This is a genomic window from Vagococcus salmoninarum, from assembly GCF_003987495.1.
Lineage (GTDB): Bacteria > Bacillota > Bacilli > Lactobacillales > Vagococcaceae > Vagococcus_D > Vagococcus_D salmoninarum.
Genome location: NZ_NGJU01000008.1, coordinates 1 through 17,096, shown reverse-complemented (window position 1 = coordinate 17,096; position 17,096 = coordinate 1). Strand labels below are relative to the sequence as shown.

Below are 17,096 nucleotides of genomic sequence, written 5' to 3'. Positions count from 1 at the left end.
TCCTCTTTACTCTATTCAAAAACTAAAGTCATGGCGCTCTTTTGAGGAATATCGATCGTTTTAGCTCCCTGTTCTGTGATTTCTAGGGAAACTGTTTGAGTTGTTTCACTGTCGTTAAACAAGACACAGACGATGGACCCATCCGTATTTAGAAAAGCCACATTTTTGATAATGTGATGTTCCGTTGTCCCAATGCGTTTGGCACCATGTTTTAGAAATTTACTAAAATGGGCTAACGCATAATAATCTAAAGTATAAGTTAATTCTTTGGTTTCTTGGTTAATTTTCACTAAGCCACGACACGTACTTTTACCAAAACCAGGTACTGTTGGGCCATTATTTTCATCTAACGCTAAATTCCATAAGATGAAGGTCTTCGAATAATTACGCATGACTTCAATCCCTGTCCGCATAACATTAGAAAAGGCAGGTTCAAATTCTGGAATCCACTCACCGCCAGAGCCTTCCGTAAAATGGGTTTCCATCTCTGGGTATTCCTTCTGAACGCGACTTTGAGAAATTGGCCGACCGCCATACCAGTGCCAAGCCATGCCATCAACAGCATCACCAGCTAGATCCATCACGTCAAAAGCATAATCAATTCGATCCCAGTTGTGGTCATAAGCTAAAATTTTAGTTGCTAGCTGATTGGCTTCAAAAGCTGGCTTCAAATAATTTTTAATAAAATGACCTTCTTCATGAGCTAAAAACTCCATACTTGGATAGTGCAGGGGCATAAATAAGGCCTCATTTTGCGGGGTAATGGCATTAATCTTGATGCCACGCTCTTGATAAGCTTGAATAAATTTCACAAAATAATTGGCATACGCTTCGTAATATTCTTCTTTCAGCTTACCGCCATTCATAATCCCACTCGTCTTCATCCAACCTGGTGGACTCCAAGGGGAAGCAAAGACTTGTAAGTCGGGATTGATGTCGCCTGCCCATTTAGTTAAAGGTAAAATACTTTCTAAATCATGAGCAATTGAAAAATCTTTTAACTCAGGGTCAACTTGACCGGCTGGTTGATCGTCATAACTATAAATTGTTCGAGCGTAATCAGAAGCTCCCATAGGATTTCGAATGACGGATAAGCCGATGCCTTCTTCTAAGTCGAATAACTTAGTCATTAAAGACTCTTTATCATTCCCATCTAAAACTTGATCAATTAAATACGCCGATGAATCGGTAAAAGAAGCACCAAAGCCATCAATTGTTTGATACGTTTCTTTTGGCGCAATGGCAATAACTGCTTCAGCCTCATTGTTACTTACTTGATAATCAACTGGCTGAAATAAGTTATCTGCAGCCGTTGATTGATAGATTGTCATATTTTTCATTTTAATTTTCCTCAACTTGGATTAAATTTAGTTTAATTAATAAAGGGTTAATTACTTTAGCTTTTAAATAAATTAACAAGCCGCCACCTAGCATTAACCATAAGAAAGACAACTTAATAAAATAAATGGGGAAAGCTAGAAAACCTAAAGTTAAAATAAAGCTAACGACTAAATAAATCAGATATTGTAAAGTAATCCCAATACTGAAATGATATAACTCTTTCACAGTCCCATCATATAGAGTAATTAACGGATAGACGATTTCTGATAAAAGCAGTAAAACTGCCACCACAACAAGTAATGGCAGTTTTGCTAGCTCTAAGTTCACGCCGATAATCACAGCCCCAATAACAAGCATAATCAGACTGTTACTTAAGAAAACGACTGTGCTCTTTTTGAAGTTTCTTTTGAAAGCTTCTAAGTAATCCCCTTTAATACTAACAGCGTCATTGTTAACTAATTTAATAGCCACAGAATAGGCTGCTGATATGCTAGCACCAAGAGTCACAATTGGTACACTCGTTAAAATAAACCAAAAGTTTAATATCATTAAGTCAAACACTAATGATAATGTCCGATACAAACCACTGTCTAACCCAATGTACTTTTGCATATCAACAACCTCTTCCTCTTTACTTTATTTTGTAATACCTAATTTTTCACGATTTTTTTCCATGTTTTCACTACGAATTTTCGTAATCTCATCCATGCCATTGTCTGTTAAGAATTTTTTGTGATTGTCCAAAGCTTCTTTAAACTCTTTGTCTGAATTCGCACGAATCATACTTACTAAAGTCGTTGACCAGTTTGTGTCGATCCCACTTAACGCACGGGCCTCAGCTGAACCTTGTTTAGGTTCAATGTTTTCTAAAATAAAGTGAGGAACTAACTTACCTTCACCCCAGGCTCTTGGTTGAACTAGAGCAGGTGTCGCAACTTTATCACTAGCCATCGCTTGGTAGCGGTCATGTCCGAAGAAGAAAAACTCACTTAAACGAATGTCTTTTTTAAAGTTATCTGGATCATTTTCTTTCATTGTTAAAATTTCAGGTAGTAATTCAAATTTGCCATCTTTATCTTTTTGGAATGTTTCCCCTTCAATCCCAAACGTTGTTAAAATCCCACCTTCAAGGCTTTGTAAATAAGTGAAGATTTGCATTGTTTTAGCTGGTTCCTCATTAGTTTTACTTACAAAAGTATTCATCCAACCACTAATACCACTTTGAGGCAGTGTTGGTTCGTTACCTTTAGTACTTTGAGGACCGTCGATTGCAATGTACTGAGCATCTTTGTCGGCTGTTAACCATGCTTGTAAGAAACTACTCATTTGCGCTGTACCATTGGCCATAATTGTGGCATATTTACCAGATTTAATTTTTTCTTCAAAAGCCACACCATCATCAGCAAAACTATCATCACTAATATTGCCATCACGGTATACTTTATTCAAAGTCTCTAACCAAGCTAAGTAATCTTCATCTAAATTTCGGTTATAAAAATCACCATCTTCTGTTTCTAAAGGCACACCGATAAAGTCTTGTAACGCATCTCCTAAAGATCCTACCCCTTCACCAATTGAGTTAAAGCCAAAAGGTGTTAATTCTGGGAATTTTTCATGGATCAATTTCATTGCTGCTTGGAACTCAGCCGGTGTTCCCATCGCTGGTTCTCCAATACCTTTATAAACGTCTTGACGAATTAAAAAGTTGGTATTTGCAGGAATCATCCCACTTTCGTAATCAGCAGCTGTATTAGAATAGTTCGGGTAACCATAAGTCTTACCGTCTTCTAATTGGAACCATTTCATCGTATCTTCCGCAGCTACTTCTAAGAAATAAGGATCGTACTTCTTAGCTAAATCATCTAACGGTAAAGCCCAAGTGTTTGCTTGTTGGGCAACTTTCGATTTTGCATCAAAAACAGTCACGATATCTGGCATGTCCCCACCAGCGAAGAAGGTGTTTAATTTAGTGTCATCCCCTGTTAAAAATTTAATATCAACATTTAAATCTTCTTTGATTTTTTTAGTGACAACATCATTCCCAAAATCAGTGTTCCACCAATCAGCGTTAACATACCAAGTTAATTCCGTCATTTCTTCTTTTTTATCTAAGGTCCAAGCTGGCTTAGTGGCATCTAATTCATAACGGCCTTCTAAAGATATTTCGTTACCGCCCTCAGTCTTTTTCTCTTTACTTGAACAACCAGCAATTAAAACCATGCTCGCTAATAATACGGTACTAACACCTAAAACTTTTTTGCTCATCTTCATCTTGCTAATCCCCTTTTGTATAGTTATTTTAGTACACTATTCTTTAACTGCTCCAACCATCATTCCAGAAATGAAATGTTTTTGCAGAATTGGATAAATAATTAAGATCGGGACCGTGGTAATAACAATTGTTGCTAGTTGGACCCCTTTAGTTGTCGTTTCGATTACTGCTGACCCGACAGCCATGTTTTGCATTGTTTTCGTTTGTGACTGGACAATAATTTCATAGAGCTTCATTTGTAACGGATATAAGGCTTTATCAGTGATATAAAGTTTTGTTGTCATAAAATCATTCCATTGACCAACCCCATTAAAGAGGGCGATTGTTGCTAAAGCTGGTTTTGACAATGGCAAGTAGATTGATGCAAAAATCTTCCACTGACCTGCCCCATCAATCATGGCAGATTCTTCTAAAGAATCAGGAACTCCTCTAAAGAAGTTCATCAAAATAATCACATCGTAGTAACTAAGCATGGCTGGGATAATATACACCCAGAAGCTATTTAGCAAACCTAGAGATTTAATTAATAAGTAAGTTGGAATCATCCCACCTGAGAAAAACATTGTCACAATCCCCATTGTCGAATAAAATTTTCGACCTTTAAGATTTCGTTTACTCATGGCGTAAGCCATCATCCCGCAAAACAAGACGTGAGTTGAGACGCCGATGACTGTTTTAGCAATTGAGATAAAGAAAGCTCGCCAAATTGTCGTATCTTTAAAGACTGCCCGGTAATTTTCCAATGAAAATTCCTTTGGCCAAAATAAGAAGTTACCTGTTGAAAGTGACGAGCCTGAACTGAAAGATGAGGCCAAGACATTCCATAAGGGAACAATGATAATGATCGTAAATATTAGTAGTACAGTGGCATTGATGAAATTAAAGATACGACTGTCTACGTCTTTTTTCATAACTTTTCTTTGCATTGTATTTTCTCCCCCTATAAGACTGATTGATTATCATTTAAGCTACTCGTTACTTTGTTCGAGATAAGAAGTAAAATCACCGAAACAATTGAGATTCCTAAACCAACAGCTGTTGCATATGAGAAATCACCTTGAGTCATACCCATTCGGTAAACATAAGAATTGATAACTTCAGCCTTCGCTTGGTTTTGCGGATTCATTAAAACTAAAGTTTGATCTAAGTTAGAACCTAAAAGACCACTAACAGTTAAAATTAAGTTCAAACTAATAATCGTACTCATCATCGGTAATGTGATACTAGTAATTTGTTTTAAACGACTTGCTCCATCAATTTTTGCAGCTTCATAATAAGATGGATCGATTTTGGACATTGTCGCTAAGTAAAGAATCGTCCCCCAACCAGCTTCTTTCCAAATGTCTGAAAGTACGGCTATCCACCAATATGCATCTGCATCCAGTAAGTAGTTTTTCGGTTGAGCTGCTACACCTAAGCCTGCTAAAATTTGATTTAATAAACCTGTTGTGGATAACCAAGTAATTAACATCCCACCTAAAACAATCCAAGATAGGAAGTGAGGCATGTATGAAATCGTTTGCACTAATTTCTTGAATGGTCCATCCTTTAATTCAAAAATCAGGATAGCTAAAATAATTGGGATTATAAAACCAATTCCTAATTTTAAGAAACTAATTCCAAGTGTATTAACAACTGATTCCCAAAAGAACTTATCCCCTAAAATAATTCGAAAGTTTTCTAATCCAACCCATGGTGCCGAGTCAATTGTGTCGATGACAGTATAGCTTTTAAACGCAATGGTTAACCCATATATTGGAATATAACTAAAGACAAACATAAAAATAATACCTGGTAAAACCATTGTTTGTAATTCCCATTGATTTTTAAATTGGAACCACCATCGACTGATGCGTTCCTTACGAGTTGCTTTTTCAACTCTTTTTTTCTGATTCATCACTTGGTTCTCCAAAAACTCACCCTCCTATTAATAAAAACGTTTTTATTATTGCTAAACACAAGCTAGTTATTTTCCACTAAACTGTGTTGATTGTCTAACGACTAATTTACCTTCTAGCTTAGTCATCGCTGGGGCTGCTTCCCCTTGTAACATTTTCAGTAAGCTTTCGACTGCTAAGACTCCTTGTCTGGCAATCGGGTTCCAGACTGTTGTTAAAGGAGGTTGGAAATATTCGGCAATATCAATGTCATCAAAGCCCATGACTTGAATATCTGCGGGAACTGCCATGCCTTCTGATTGAATCCCTTTAATCGTACCAATGGCACTTAAATCATTTGATGCTAAGAAAGCATCAGGCCGAACGAAGTTAGGATTATGTAGATAGGCTTTTGTTGCAATGTAGGACGCATTTTCTTCGAATAAACCTTGAATAAAATCATCTTCTGTTAACTGAAAACCGGCTTCTGCCATAGCTGCTTCATACCCTTGTTTACGCTGGAGGTTATCATACATACTCTCAATACCGTCAACAAAAATAATTTTTCGATTGCCTAAGTTTAGTAAATACTTAGTCGCTTCATAACCTGCTTTAAAAGAATCAAAAGTAATACTCGTCATCGTTTCCGCTTCAATCGAACGATCTAAAAAGACACATTTCTTACTTGTCCCCTCTAGAACACTGATGACTTCCTCGTCTACCCATTGGTCTTCAAAGATAATCACACCATCAACATTGCCACCAATAATATTATCCATTAACTTTTTGCGATTCGTTGTTACGAAGATGTTCAAACCATACCCGTTAATTTCAGCTTCCTTCGCCATTGTTTCAACAAGCTTATAAAAGTAAGGACCACTAATACTACTAGTAAAAAAACCAATCATTTTACTTTCTTTCGCTTTTAATAATTTACCATTGATGTTCGGCACGTAATTTAGCTCTTTGGCGACTTTTAAAATATGTTCTTTCGTGCTTGGGGTAATCACGTCAACATTGTTGATTGCATTAGAGACAGTTGAGATTGAGTAGCCAGAAGCTTTTGCTACGTCTTTGATCGTTGTTTTGCTCATTGTTCGCCACTCCTAAAAACGTTTTTATTTTCTTCTCTAAAGATACCACACTAATCTCAAACTGCCAACTCTCATTTGAAAACCCTTACTTAATTAATTCTTGATACCAATAAAAGGATTTTTTCTTACTCCGATTTAATGACCCTTCCCCTTGATTGTTTTTATCGACATGAATAAAGCCATAGCGCTTTTCCATCTCGCCAGTCCCAAAACTAACAATATCAATAATCCCCCAAGGCGTATAGCCAAGAAGTTCCACACCGTCTTCATTGACTGCTAAAGCCATTTGTTCGATGTGCTGTTGTAAATAATCAATCCGATAATCATCGTTAATACTACCGTCAGTTTCGACTTTATCATAAGCTCCAAAGCCATTCTCAACGATAAACAACGGTAAATTATAACGCTCATAGACAACATTTAACGTATAACGTAAGCCGACTGGATCAATTTGCCAACCCCAGTCACTGGCTTTAACAAAAGGATTCGTAGTAATTTTAGCTGCTGGGAAATCACTAATGTCATAACCTTCGACTTCTTCTTGAGTCGTTGTCGTCGTTGACATATAGTAACTAAACCCAATGTAATCAACAGTTCCCGTTTTTAACACCGCTAATTCTTCTGCTGTGTACTCAATGTTAAAATTATTTTGCTCCCAGTATTTTAAAATATATGCGGGAATTTCACCACGGGCATGAACATCGCTATAAAAGAAACGTCGATCCATGACTTTAACTGACGCCATCATGTCTTCTGGCTTACAAGAATAAGGGTAAGCTGGTACATAAGCCATCATACAGCCGATTTGAAATTCCGGATTAATGTTACGGCCAATGGTTACTGCTTTCGCACTAGCGATTAGTTCATTCAAGCCAGCCTGATAAACCACTTCTTCTTTATTGTCCCCAGCTTCAAAACGAATTCCTGAATTGGTCCAAACATGTAAGTCGTGCTGACCATCAGCTTGGTTATTGATTTCATTGAAGGTCATCCAATATTTAACTTTATCTTTGTAACGAGTCATTACAGTTTCAGCGTAGTGAGTGAAAAAATCAATGACTTTTTTGTTTTTAAAACCACCATACTCAGTCGATAAATAATAAGGCATTTCAAAATGAGACAAAGTAATGATTGGTTCAATCCCATATTTTAATAACTCATCAAAGAGATCATCGTAAAATTGTAAGCCTGCTTCATTTGGCTCTTGCTCGTCCCCTTTAGGAAAAATTCGCGTCCAAGCAATTGATGTTCTAAAACATTTCAAACCTAACTCAGCAAATAATTTAATGTCTTCTTTGTAGCGACTATAAAAATCAATTGCCTGATGATTAGGATAATTATTACCTGGGATAACCCCCTCAGTAATTTCACGAGCAACGCCATTGGCACCTGCTGTCATCACATCGGCAATACTAACACCTTTGCCTCCTTGATCCCAACCCCCTTCGATTTGATGGGCTGCAACAGCACCCCCCCATAAGAACTTAGAATTAAAAACGTTTTTATTCACTTGTAAACCTCCTCTAACATTTCTACACTTTGAGTATATAATTTTCAGAAGCTAAATGAAAGGGTTTTCTCAATTGTGACTAACGTACCACTTACTTGACTCCAAAGCCACTACTGGTACGCCTTGTACCGTCTTGCTGATTTAAAGTACATTATCTAGCTCTAAAACAGTCATTACTAGACTTTCTAATAAGTGCATACAAGGGATTTGCGAGGTCATATCTTCGTGTTTATGGAGTTCTTGAATTTCAACTTGATAACTTAAAATATAATCAGACATCGCTGCTAGTGTACTATTACTATTAGCTGTGATACAGACTGTTTCAAAATCTGGGTGGCGATTAAAGCCATTCACCGTTTCAATGACTTCCGTCGTCGTTCCAGACACTGACAAGGTTATTAAGAGATTGCTTGCTGTGTTTCGGAGTTTCCCGAAAATCGGATACGTCGGATCTGTTAGCACCACACTATTACAACCAATTGATGCTAGTTTACGGCCACCATATTCACAAATCGCTCCTGAAGAGCCGGTGCCAAATAAAATGACAGTGTCAGCCTTGAGGATCTTTTCCGCAATAATTTTCAATTGTAATTCCGTGTTTTGGGGAAAGTTTTTAGCCGCTAACCAACTTTCACCTTTTTCAAAATAATTGCCTTGAAAGCTCATTTCATGCTCGATACGAAAATGGGTCTTAAAATCAGTGAAACTTTCATAGCCAATTTTTCTAATAAAGCGCATCACTGATGATGCCGAGGTATGCGACTCATCGGCAATTTCCCGCACACGCATATAAGGTATTTTATCACTGTTCGTTGTCATATAATTATAAATTGACCGGTCGACTTCTGATAATAAATTAAAGTTAACTTGTCCTAAAAAAGACATCTTAAGCACCCCTTTTCATAATATAAAGCCTTTTCAAACTTATTGTTATCATCTTACTATTAATACCTTTGACTATCAAATAAAAAAGACAAGTGATTCCTCACTTGTCTCCCACTTACTTATCAATCCATGCCAATGCTGAGAATTTCGCGAATATCAGCTTCCGTTAACTTAGCTAACTGTTGCTCTTCTTCCGCATTTAAGACTTTATCAAACAAGTCTTTTTTCTCTTGTTGCAAGGCATTCATTTTTTCTTCAATTGTCCCTTCAGCGATTAAACGCCAAACTTCGACCACTTTTTTCTGTCCCATGCGGTGTGCACGGCCAGCTGCTTGTTCTTCGACTGCTGGGTTCCACCATAAATCGTAGAGAATTACCGTATCTGCCCCTGTTAAGTTCAGACCAGTTCCCCCAGCTTTCAAGGAAATTAAAAAGACATCTTTCTCGCCACCGTTATAAGCTTCCACCATATTCAGTCGCTCTTTTGGTTTAGTACTTCCTCTTAAGTAGAAGGTGTCGATTCCAAGTTCCGCAAACTCACTCTCAATAATACTTAACATACTAGTGAATTGAGAAAAAATTAGAATCCGTCGACCATTCTCTTTCGCTGCTACTACTAATTCTTTAACTTGCTCTAGCTTACCTGAATCCCCTTGGAAATCATCAATAAAGAGACGGGGGTCACAACAAATTTGGCGTAAACGGGTTAAGCCAGCTAACACAGAAATCCGATTTTTCTTAAAGCCTTCACTGGTCATACCAGCTACTGACTCTTGCATCTGCCGTAAATGGGCCACATAGACGGTCTTTTGTTCTTCCGTTAAAGAACTGTACAAGTTTGATTCAATCTTATCTGGTAGATCTTTTAAGACCGTTTTCTTCTCACGTCGTAAAATAAACGGTTGAATCATCTTCGCAATTTCTTCTGTAGGCATGTTTTTAAACTTCGCTTTCGAAGGAAAGAAACCAGGCATTAACATGTAGAACAATGACCATAGTTCTTCTAAATTATTTTCAATCGGCGTACCACTTAAGGCAAAGCGATGAACGGTTTTTAATTCTTTGATTGCTTGGAACGTTTTCGTCGCTGAGTTTTTAATCATTTGGGCTTCATCCAAAATCAGACAATGAATAGAGAGTTTTTGATACCACTCAATGTCTTGACGTAAACTAGCATAGGACGTGATTAGTAAATCAACCTCATCCCCACCTTGAATTAAAAGCTCCCGTTCATTTTTATTACCAGTCACAACGACTGTTTTTAAGTCTGGAGCAAATTTTTCACACTCCATTTGCCAGTTATAAATCAAACTAGCTGGTGCTACAATTAATGAAGGTTGGCTCACATTAGCTTCTTTTTCTGATAACAAATAAGTAATCCCTTGAATTGTTTTTCCGAGCCCCATCTCATCGGCTAAAATCCCGCCAAAATGATACTGACTTAACATTTTCAACCAGCGATAGCCAGCTGTTTGATATTCACGAAGTTCTGCATTTAAACTTTTCGGAACTGGGAAATCTAAAGTTTCTGGTTTCGTTAAGTTGCCTACCATTTTCGTGAAATCTTCACTAAATGTGGTAGTGCTAACGGTTTCTAAGGCTTCTTCCACTTGTAAACCACGGTACTTAGGAATTAAGAACTTGCCATCTTGAAAGTTTAACTGACCCCGTAACTTAGCTAAAGCTTCACTAGTTTGTTGGAAAGCTTCTGAATCTAAAGCTAGCACTTCGCCACTGTCTAATTGGTAAAACTTCTCTTGATTCATTAAACTAATTAAGACATTATTAACGTCACTTTCCGCAATATTGGAAACATCAAAACGAATGTCTAACCAAGAGCCTTCTTCTAAAACTTCAATCTTCGGTTGGTATTGAACAGCGTCTAAGTATAAGCCACTTAAACTAGCCTCAATCTCAACTGTAGCGATTTTTCGGAAATAAGGAATCACTTCTGAAAACAAACGATACAATTCAGCTTTTTCTGGTAACCCTTGACTGTAACCGCGGGCCCGTTGAGTGTAACCGTAATAAGTTAAAATCTTATCAATCCGATTTTCTTGAACTTGGTTCCGAACAACTAAAGCTGTCTTATCAGTTGCCGTTGAAAAAGCCGGATCACTTGAAAAGACTTCTTCCCCATAACAATAATCTACTCGTAAAATCAGTTTGTCTTTTTTATGAGCCAAATAAAAGTGGGTTTTCAAGGGAACTTGGATCATCTCAGTTTGTAAACTACTGTCCACAACCACTTCACCGATTAATTCTAATGTGGGCAAAACGTAAGAAAAGAGATCCGCCACATCTTCTGAGTCATAATAAATTTCTGGTTTTTCTGCCCGCTTAATTAATTGCATCAAGGTTTGGTAAATATCTTGTTGCTGACTGCTTAACTCGTAAAAAGTCGCCCCTCGATTTAACCAGCGGTAAGTTTCCCAATACATATCAACTTGGTCTTTAATTTTCAAGACAAAGCCTTCGCCTTGGGGAATCACTTCAAAGTTTAACGGTAATTTTTCTTCTGAAAAATACAAGGTCGTTAACGTTTTCTCATTAATGACTAACTGTAATTTATCATTCCGGTGTAACAACACTAAAAAGTCTTTCACTTGCTTTAATGGCAATAAGACATAACGAGTTTTTAACATCCCTTTACTTTGAATGCCACTATTAGTGACCATTTGATTGCTTTCATGAATTTTTAAGGCTTGATTTAGTAAGTTAAGATCGGTTTCCGAAAAATTACGCGCTAATAAATTGTATTGATATTTATCCCCTACGCGGAAACTTTCTTGCTTACTAAACTTCTCAAGAAATTCATGGGCATTTTTAGCCACATAAGTCCGACCACCTTCAAAACCAATTTTAAAACCTAAGCCGAAAACTGATTTCTCTGGGTGGTATTTAGAAATCTCCACACTTTCAACGACAAACTCCACTGTTAAAGGAGTGACTTCTTGTAACGTTTGATTGGTTTCTTTATCTTGAAGTTTAGCGAAACTATCCGTAAAGATTTTCGATAAACTAGGTGCTTTATAAGTGGCTTTTAAGTTTTTATTTTGTTTTAAGACGCGATTTAATCCTTTGTCTCTTAAGGCTAATTCAACGGCGACTGTATGCTTACAATAGCCTTTATCTTGCCAATATAAACACGTACACACATCTTTCTCCCGAGGAGTGCCATCTAATTCCACGCGGTAAACTTCTGAACCAATGACTTCTGCGTGCCAAACTTCTTGGCTTAAGTCTTGAGTAATAGCTGTGACCCGCTTCTCATCGGCGTACTTACGACCTTTTTGAATAATCCGTTCTGGAATTGTCCACTTCATCTTTTTCTCTCCGCCTCTATTCTAACTCTGTATGATACTGAATCTGACTGGTGCCGGCTCCTGTGCCAATGACTTGTAGTTGTTGAGGAATTCGTTGTTTTAACTCACGGACATGACTAATAATCCCAATCATCCGTCCTTTACCTTCGACTAATTCTAAGGCGTCAATCGCCATTTCTAAAGCATCTTCATCTAATGAGCCAAAGCCTTCGTCAATAAACATCGCTTCAATTTGAATGCCACCAGCTTGTTGTTGGACGACTTCTGCTAAAGACAGCGATAAGGACAAGGCCGCAATAAAGCTTTCGCCACCTGATAAGGTATTAACACTTCGCGTCGCTCCCACATTATCATCGTAAACATTAATTTCTAAACCTGTTTGTTTTTTGTAAGAACCGCCTTCAACTTTAATTTCAAAGCTATAACGATTATTCGTCAATTGAATCAAGCGCTGATTGGCTACTCGTAAAATCTCTTCAAAATAAGCTTGTAGCACATAGCGTTCTAAACTCATCTTATTATATGGGCCATCACCATTGGCAACTTCTGACAACTGGCTTAACTCACTTAAAATCTGCCACTCTTTTTCAAGAGCTTTTTGTTTTTGACTGAGTGTCGTCAACAACTCTTGATTATACGCTATTTCTTGCTCTAACAGCAGACCAATTTTTTCCGCTGCTGCTAATTCACTCATTAATGCTTGAACTTGGCCCTTTAGCTCGGCTAAATCCGGTAACACTTCCTCAGCTATTTTGGCTTTAATCCCACTAATCTCATGTTTAACTAAACTTAGCGCCTGTTGATAACTAGCTAAGCCAGCTTCTAAAGCGGTTAGTTTCGTTAAGTTAGCTAAACTAGGAATTAAGTCAGCTACTTGGTAATCATATGGACTTTCTTCTATTGTTTTTGTTAACTCCGTCACTAACTCCTGGTTAAGAGCTGTCACTTGATCAAGTTCCCCTTGATAGTTCACTTGATTCGTTGCTTGAATAATTGCCTCTTGCTTTAACTCAGTTAATTGATCGGTAACTGTCTTAACTTTAAGTTCCCAAGCAGTCACCGCTCCTTGCCGTTCTTCGATTAAAGGGGCTAAACTCGTTAATTCTCGCCATTTATCGGGGACTTGTTTCACTAAGGTTGTTAAGGTCGTCGTGACTTTTAATAACTCACTTTGACGACTGATTAGTTGTTCTTTACTAGTTACTTCTTGCGTTAGCAACTGGTCCTGGGTCTGCTGTAACTTTTTTTGCTCCCTTTTGACAACTTCTAATTGGGCTAAACTTCCTTGGGTTTTCTGGCTTTCTTCTTCCAAGGCAGTTCTTTCTTTTTGTAAATAGTTCACAACTTCAAGCCACTGGGAGTTCTTAAGGACAGACATTAAGTCATTTTCTTGGAAAGAACTTAGTTGAAGCTTGTCACTTAAGGCTTTTTCTTTAGTCATGACTACTTCCTGACTTTCCCCTAGCTTAGCTCGTTGATGTTTTAACCCTTCTTCAAGACTAATCACAGCCTCACGACTCTTAGTCCAAGCAACTTCCGCTTCTTCTAAGGCTAACTCACTGGCTTTGATTTCTGCTAATGACCACTGATCTTGGGCTGGGGCCGGGTGTTCCTTTGAGCCACAAACTAAACAAGGGGTTCCTGGAACTAAATCCAAACTTAGTCGGGCAATTTGCAAACGAGCTAACTGACTTTTTTCAAGGAGATACTGCTGATTTGCCTCAGTTACAACGGCTTCAGCAGTCACTGACTTAGCTTCTAAATGGACTAACTGCTCTCCTTCAGTAGCCACTCGCTCAGTTACCTTTAGAATTTCCTGACTTTCCGTTAAAAGTTCCTTAATGACGGCTTCTTTGCTTCTTTGTTCTTCACTTGCAGTGAGTAATTGATCCTTAGTATTAAGTACGTCTTCATGCTCTTTAATTTTCTGACTTAACTGCTTAAGTTCGGTTGTTATTACTCGTAACTCCGCTTCTTGCTTTTCTACCTCAGCTGTTAATTGACTCGCTTGGGCTTTAAGGTTACTACTTTCAACTAAGAGCGGCTCTAAACGTGCCAGTTCTTCTGCTTCTTGACGGGCTTCCGCCATCTCCATTTGTTGGCTTAATAATTGGTTTTCTACTTGGCTCTGTTCTTCGATCTGACTCTCTAAAGTAGCTGACTTTTCTTTGACTAAAGTCAGTCGTTGACTAATTTCTCGGCTCTGGACGATTGTTTCCTCGTAACGTAAGATCTTTTTTTCCTGAGCTTTAAGCCAAGTTAGTTCTTTAACTTGGGCCCTTTCTTCAGCTCGTAGCTCTTCTTCGGCTAACAACTGTGTCAGTTTATTCTCAGCCATTCTTTGTTCCTCATACAAGGCAACCAGTTGCTCCCCTTTAGTTAAGGCTTGTTGGTTAGTCGCCAGTACTGCTTGCTGTTTCTGAATGACTGCTAACTGATTTTTTTGGGCCACAGTTGTCTTAGTGATTTGCTCTTTGAGTAAGTCAAGCTTGTCACTGACACTGGTCACAGTTTCCTCCCTTTCGGCAAACTGTTTATCCCATTTAATTTGACGGAAGAGTAACTTAATTTCTTGCTCTTCAGTCGCTAACTCTTTTGCATAATTCTTCTTTTTTTCTTTTAGTTGTTCGGCAATTTGGCGATAGAGCGCTGTATTAAATAGTTTTCGTAAAACAGCTTCTTTTTCATTACTGTCAGCATTTAAAAATTTCCGGAAATCCCCTTGTGGTAAGAGGACGATTTGCGTAAACTGTTGAGCATTTAAATGTAATAGTTCTTCCACAAAACTTTGAACTTCTTTACTTTTCGTTAATTGTTTTAACTCCTTGCCTTGTAAATCAAAGACTGTCAAAGAGACTTTTGCCGGTCGGACTGTGGTCCCTTCCCCGACTCGTTTATTCAAGACTTGTTCTGGTTCACGACTGACTTGATAGACATGCTCTTGGTGGGTAAATTCAAAGGTGACAGCGGTTTTTGTGCTTGGCTCTGCAAAATTGGAGCGCATTTCTTTGCCTAAACGAACCCCACCTGTCGTTTCACCATATAAAGCAAAAGTCATGCCATCAAAAATCGTCGTTTTCCCTGTGCCTGTTTTACCACTAATTAAGAAAAGTGAGGTCTGAGCTAAACGTTCAAAATCAATCGTGACATTTTCATAAGGTCCAAAATTTTTCATTGTTAATTTGACTGGTTTCATCCCTAGCCCTCCTTACTTTTCTCTTTGGGTGTCGCTGATTTCCTCAGCTAACCAGGCGGCTTGTCGTGGTGTTAAAGCTTCACCTGTTGTCTCTTTAAAGTACTCGCTAAATAGCTCAGTTGGACTCGTCTCTTTCAAAGCAACTGTGCTCCGTTGTGGCGCCAATTCTCGCTCGCGACCAAAAGCTCGTTCCATTTGAATAATCCGCGGATAAACACTGCGCAATTGGTTCATCACATTAGGAATTACCCCACGATCAGTTAAGGAAATGGCGATATACGCTTCTCGATCAATTTGTTGATAAAAGGCGGGTGACATCAACGTCCCAAAGTCTTCTTCTAGATGTAACAATGCTCGGTAAGGTGGAATTTCAATAAAGTCATAACTGACTTTTTCATCAGCTGTTTCGACTAGCCAGACACCCTTTTTTTGGTTAATTTCTGATAAAGAGTATTTTAACAAGGAGCCACTATATCGGGCATTGTCACCTTGTAAGGCATTTTTATGATGTAAGTGACCTAAAGCCACATAGTCAAACCCTTCTAATAATGATAAAGGAACAACATCAAGTCCTCCTACCATGACTTTCGTTTCCGAGTCAGATTTTTCACTGCCCGCTACAAAAAAGTGAGAAACTAAAATTTGTTTCAGCCCTGGCTTAAAGTGAGTAGTCATTTCTGCCACGACTAAAGCCATGGCTTGATCGACACTGCGAATCTCATCATCCTGAAAGTAGGCTCTGGCTTCAAAAGGCTCAAAATAAGGCAATAAAAACAGTTGGCTGTCGCCAAATTCGACTGGCTTTAAGCCTTGAGCTAATTTCGTATGTAAGTGAAAATTTAAGGTTTCATACCAAGGACCACCGGTTTCTAAACGGGTGGCACTGTCATGATTACCGGAAATTGCAAAGACTGGGTAGCCTTTTTTTAAATTCATTTCAAACAGCATGTGGTTGAATAATTCGACAGCCTCGATACTTGGTACTGAACGGTCGTATAAATCCCCAGCAATGATGATGCCATCAACCTTTTCAGTTTCGGCAATTTTCATGACTTCTTGAAAGGCAAAAGATTGCTCCTCTAAGAGATCGTAACCATTTAACTTTTTGCCAATGTGCCAATCACCTGTATGTAAAAATTTCATTTCCCTCACCTCTTCTTATAAAACATCTTCCCACCATTATACCAAATTTTCAGCCAAAATAGAAAAAACACGCTAAGGAACTTATTTTCCAGCTTTTATAAAACAAAAAAACAGAAGTTTTCACTTCTGTCTAATTGTTTATTTTTCGGCTGTATAATTTTTGGTGTGGATGAAGAGATTCATTCACACCTATTTTTACGCAAAAAAATAGAAACATATGAACTTTCCAGTTAGAATAAAGTTGCTTACACCAATTCAGGGAGGAGAATTCATATGTTTCATAACGATTATATCCGATTATCACTTAATTTAAAAGACCCCAATATCACATTTGCTGAAAAAGCATGCGTTGAACAAAAAATAAAAGGCGTTACTGCAACCCTTTATTTTGCTACTTTGACTTATACACCCACTCATTGTAAATGTTGTGACCGAGAAAACACTGATTTTCT

At 38.0% G+C, this 17,096-nt stretch carries 11 protein-coding genes; all 11 read right to left on the bottom strand.

The window, feature by feature from the left end; translation table 11 throughout:
• Positions 1-11 precede the first annotated feature (11 nt).
• Complete coding sequence (locus CBF35_RS06430; RefSeq protein WP_126779278.1) at positions 12-1,340, bottom strand: glycoside hydrolase family 30 protein; 1,329 nt, start codon at positions 1,338-1,340, stop codon at positions 12-14.
• A gap of 1 nt (position 1,341) precedes the next feature.
• Positions 1,342-1,953: a DUF624 domain-containing protein gene (locus CBF35_RS06425; protein WP_126779276.1), complete on the bottom strand. Its 612-nt coding sequence runs from the start codon at positions 1,951-1,953 to the stop codon at positions 1,342-1,344.
• Positions 1,954-1,977: 24 nt separating this feature from the next.
• The gene (locus CBF35_RS06420) at positions 1,978-3,612 is read right to left on the bottom strand and encodes a type 2 periplasmic-binding domain-containing protein (protein ID WP_126779274.1); all 1,635 of its coding nucleotides are present in this window, start codon (positions 3,610-3,612) and stop codon (positions 1,978-1,980) included.
• A 36-nt stretch (positions 3,613-3,648) separates the two neighbouring features.
• Positions 3,649-4,539: a carbohydrate ABC transporter permease gene (locus CBF35_RS06415; RefSeq protein ID WP_126779272.1), complete on the bottom strand. Its 891-nt coding sequence runs from the start codon at positions 4,537-4,539 to the stop codon at positions 3,649-3,651.
• A gap of 14 nt (positions 4,540-4,553) precedes the next feature.
• The gene (locus CBF35_RS06410) at positions 4,554-5,417 is read right to left on the bottom strand and encodes an ABC transporter permease (protein ID WP_244922574.1); all 864 of its coding nucleotides are present in this window, start codon (positions 5,415-5,417) and stop codon (positions 4,554-4,556) included.
• A 162-nt stretch (positions 5,418-5,579) separates the two neighbouring features.
• Positions 5,580-6,584 carry a LacI family DNA-binding transcriptional regulator gene (locus tag CBF35_RS06405; protein ID WP_126779270.1) on the bottom strand — a complete coding sequence of 335 codons (1,005 nt, stop codon included), beginning with the start codon at positions 6,582-6,584 and terminating at the stop codon, positions 5,580-5,582.
• Between the two features lie 85 nt (positions 6,585-6,669).
• The gene (locus CBF35_RS06400; protein ID WP_126779267.1) at positions 6,670-8,094 is read right to left on the bottom strand and encodes a 6-phospho-beta-glucosidase; all 1,425 of its coding nucleotides are present in this window, start codon (positions 8,092-8,094) and stop codon (positions 6,670-6,672) included.
• A gap of 141 nt (positions 8,095-8,235) precedes the next feature.
• Positions 8,236-8,979 carry a MurR/RpiR family transcriptional regulator gene (locus CBF35_RS06395; RefSeq protein WP_126779265.1) on the bottom strand — a complete coding sequence of 248 codons (744 nt, stop codon included), beginning with the start codon at positions 8,977-8,979 and terminating at the stop codon, positions 8,236-8,238.
• A 122-nt stretch (positions 8,980-9,101) separates the two neighbouring features.
• A complete protein-coding gene (locus CBF35_RS06390) occupies positions 9,102-12,305 on the bottom strand; it encodes a DEAD/DEAH box helicase (protein WP_126779263.1) in 3,204 nt (1,067 codons plus the stop codon).
• Between the two features lie 16 nt (positions 12,306-12,321).
• Complete coding sequence (locus tag CBF35_RS06385; protein WP_126779261.1) at positions 12,322-15,501, bottom strand: AAA family ATPase; 3,180 nt, start codon at positions 15,499-15,501, stop codon at positions 12,322-12,324.
• Between the two features lie 12 nt (positions 15,502-15,513).
• Positions 15,514-16,644 (bottom strand): exonuclease SbcCD subunit D, encoded by a 1,131-nt coding sequence (locus CBF35_RS06380; protein WP_126779259.1) that lies wholly within the window; start codon positions 16,642-16,644, stop codon positions 15,514-15,516.
• Positions 16,645-17,096 lie beyond the last annotated feature (452 nt).

What these genes read in the sequence shown, in the direction of transcription:
- CBF35_RS06395 (WP_126779265.1), bottom strand. Translation starts at nt 8,979, where the DNA reads ATGTCTTTTTTAGGACAAGTTAACTTTAATTTATTATCAGAAGTCGAC.
- CBF35_RS06410 (WP_244922574.1), bottom strand. Translation starts at nt 5,417, where the DNA reads ATGGTTTTACCAGGTATTATTTTTATGTTTGTCTTTAGTTATATTCCA.
- CBF35_RS06420 (WP_126779274.1), bottom strand. Translation starts at nt 3,612, where the DNA reads ATGAAGATGAGCAAAAAAGTTTTAGGTGTTAGTACCGTATTATTAGCG.
- CBF35_RS06430 (WP_126779278.1), bottom strand. Translation starts at nt 1,340, where the DNA reads ATGAAAAATATGACAATCTATCAATCAACGGCTGCAGATAACTTATTT.
- CBF35_RS06425 (WP_126779276.1), bottom strand. Translation starts at nt 1,953, where the DNA reads ATGCAAAAGTACATTGGGTTAGACAGTGGTTTGTATCGGACATTATCA.
- CBF35_RS06385 (WP_126779261.1), bottom strand. Translation starts at nt 15,501, where the DNA reads ATGAAACCAGTCAAATTAACAATGAAAAATTTTGGACCTTATGAAAAT.
- CBF35_RS06390 (WP_126779263.1), bottom strand. Translation starts at nt 12,305, where the DNA reads ATGAAGTGGACAATTCCAGAACGGATTATTCAAAAAGGTCGTAAGTAC.
- CBF35_RS06380 (WP_126779259.1), bottom strand. Translation starts at nt 16,644, where the DNA reads ATGAAATTTTTACATACAGGTGATTGGCACATTGGCAAAAAGTTAAAT.
- CBF35_RS06405 (WP_126779270.1), bottom strand. Translation starts at nt 6,584, where the DNA reads ATGAGCAAAACAACGATCAAAGACGTAGCAAAAGCTTCTGGCTACTCA.
- CBF35_RS06415 (WP_126779272.1), bottom strand. Translation starts at nt 4,539, where the DNA reads ATGCAAAGAAAAGTTATGAAAAAAGACGTAGACAGTCGTATCTTTAAT.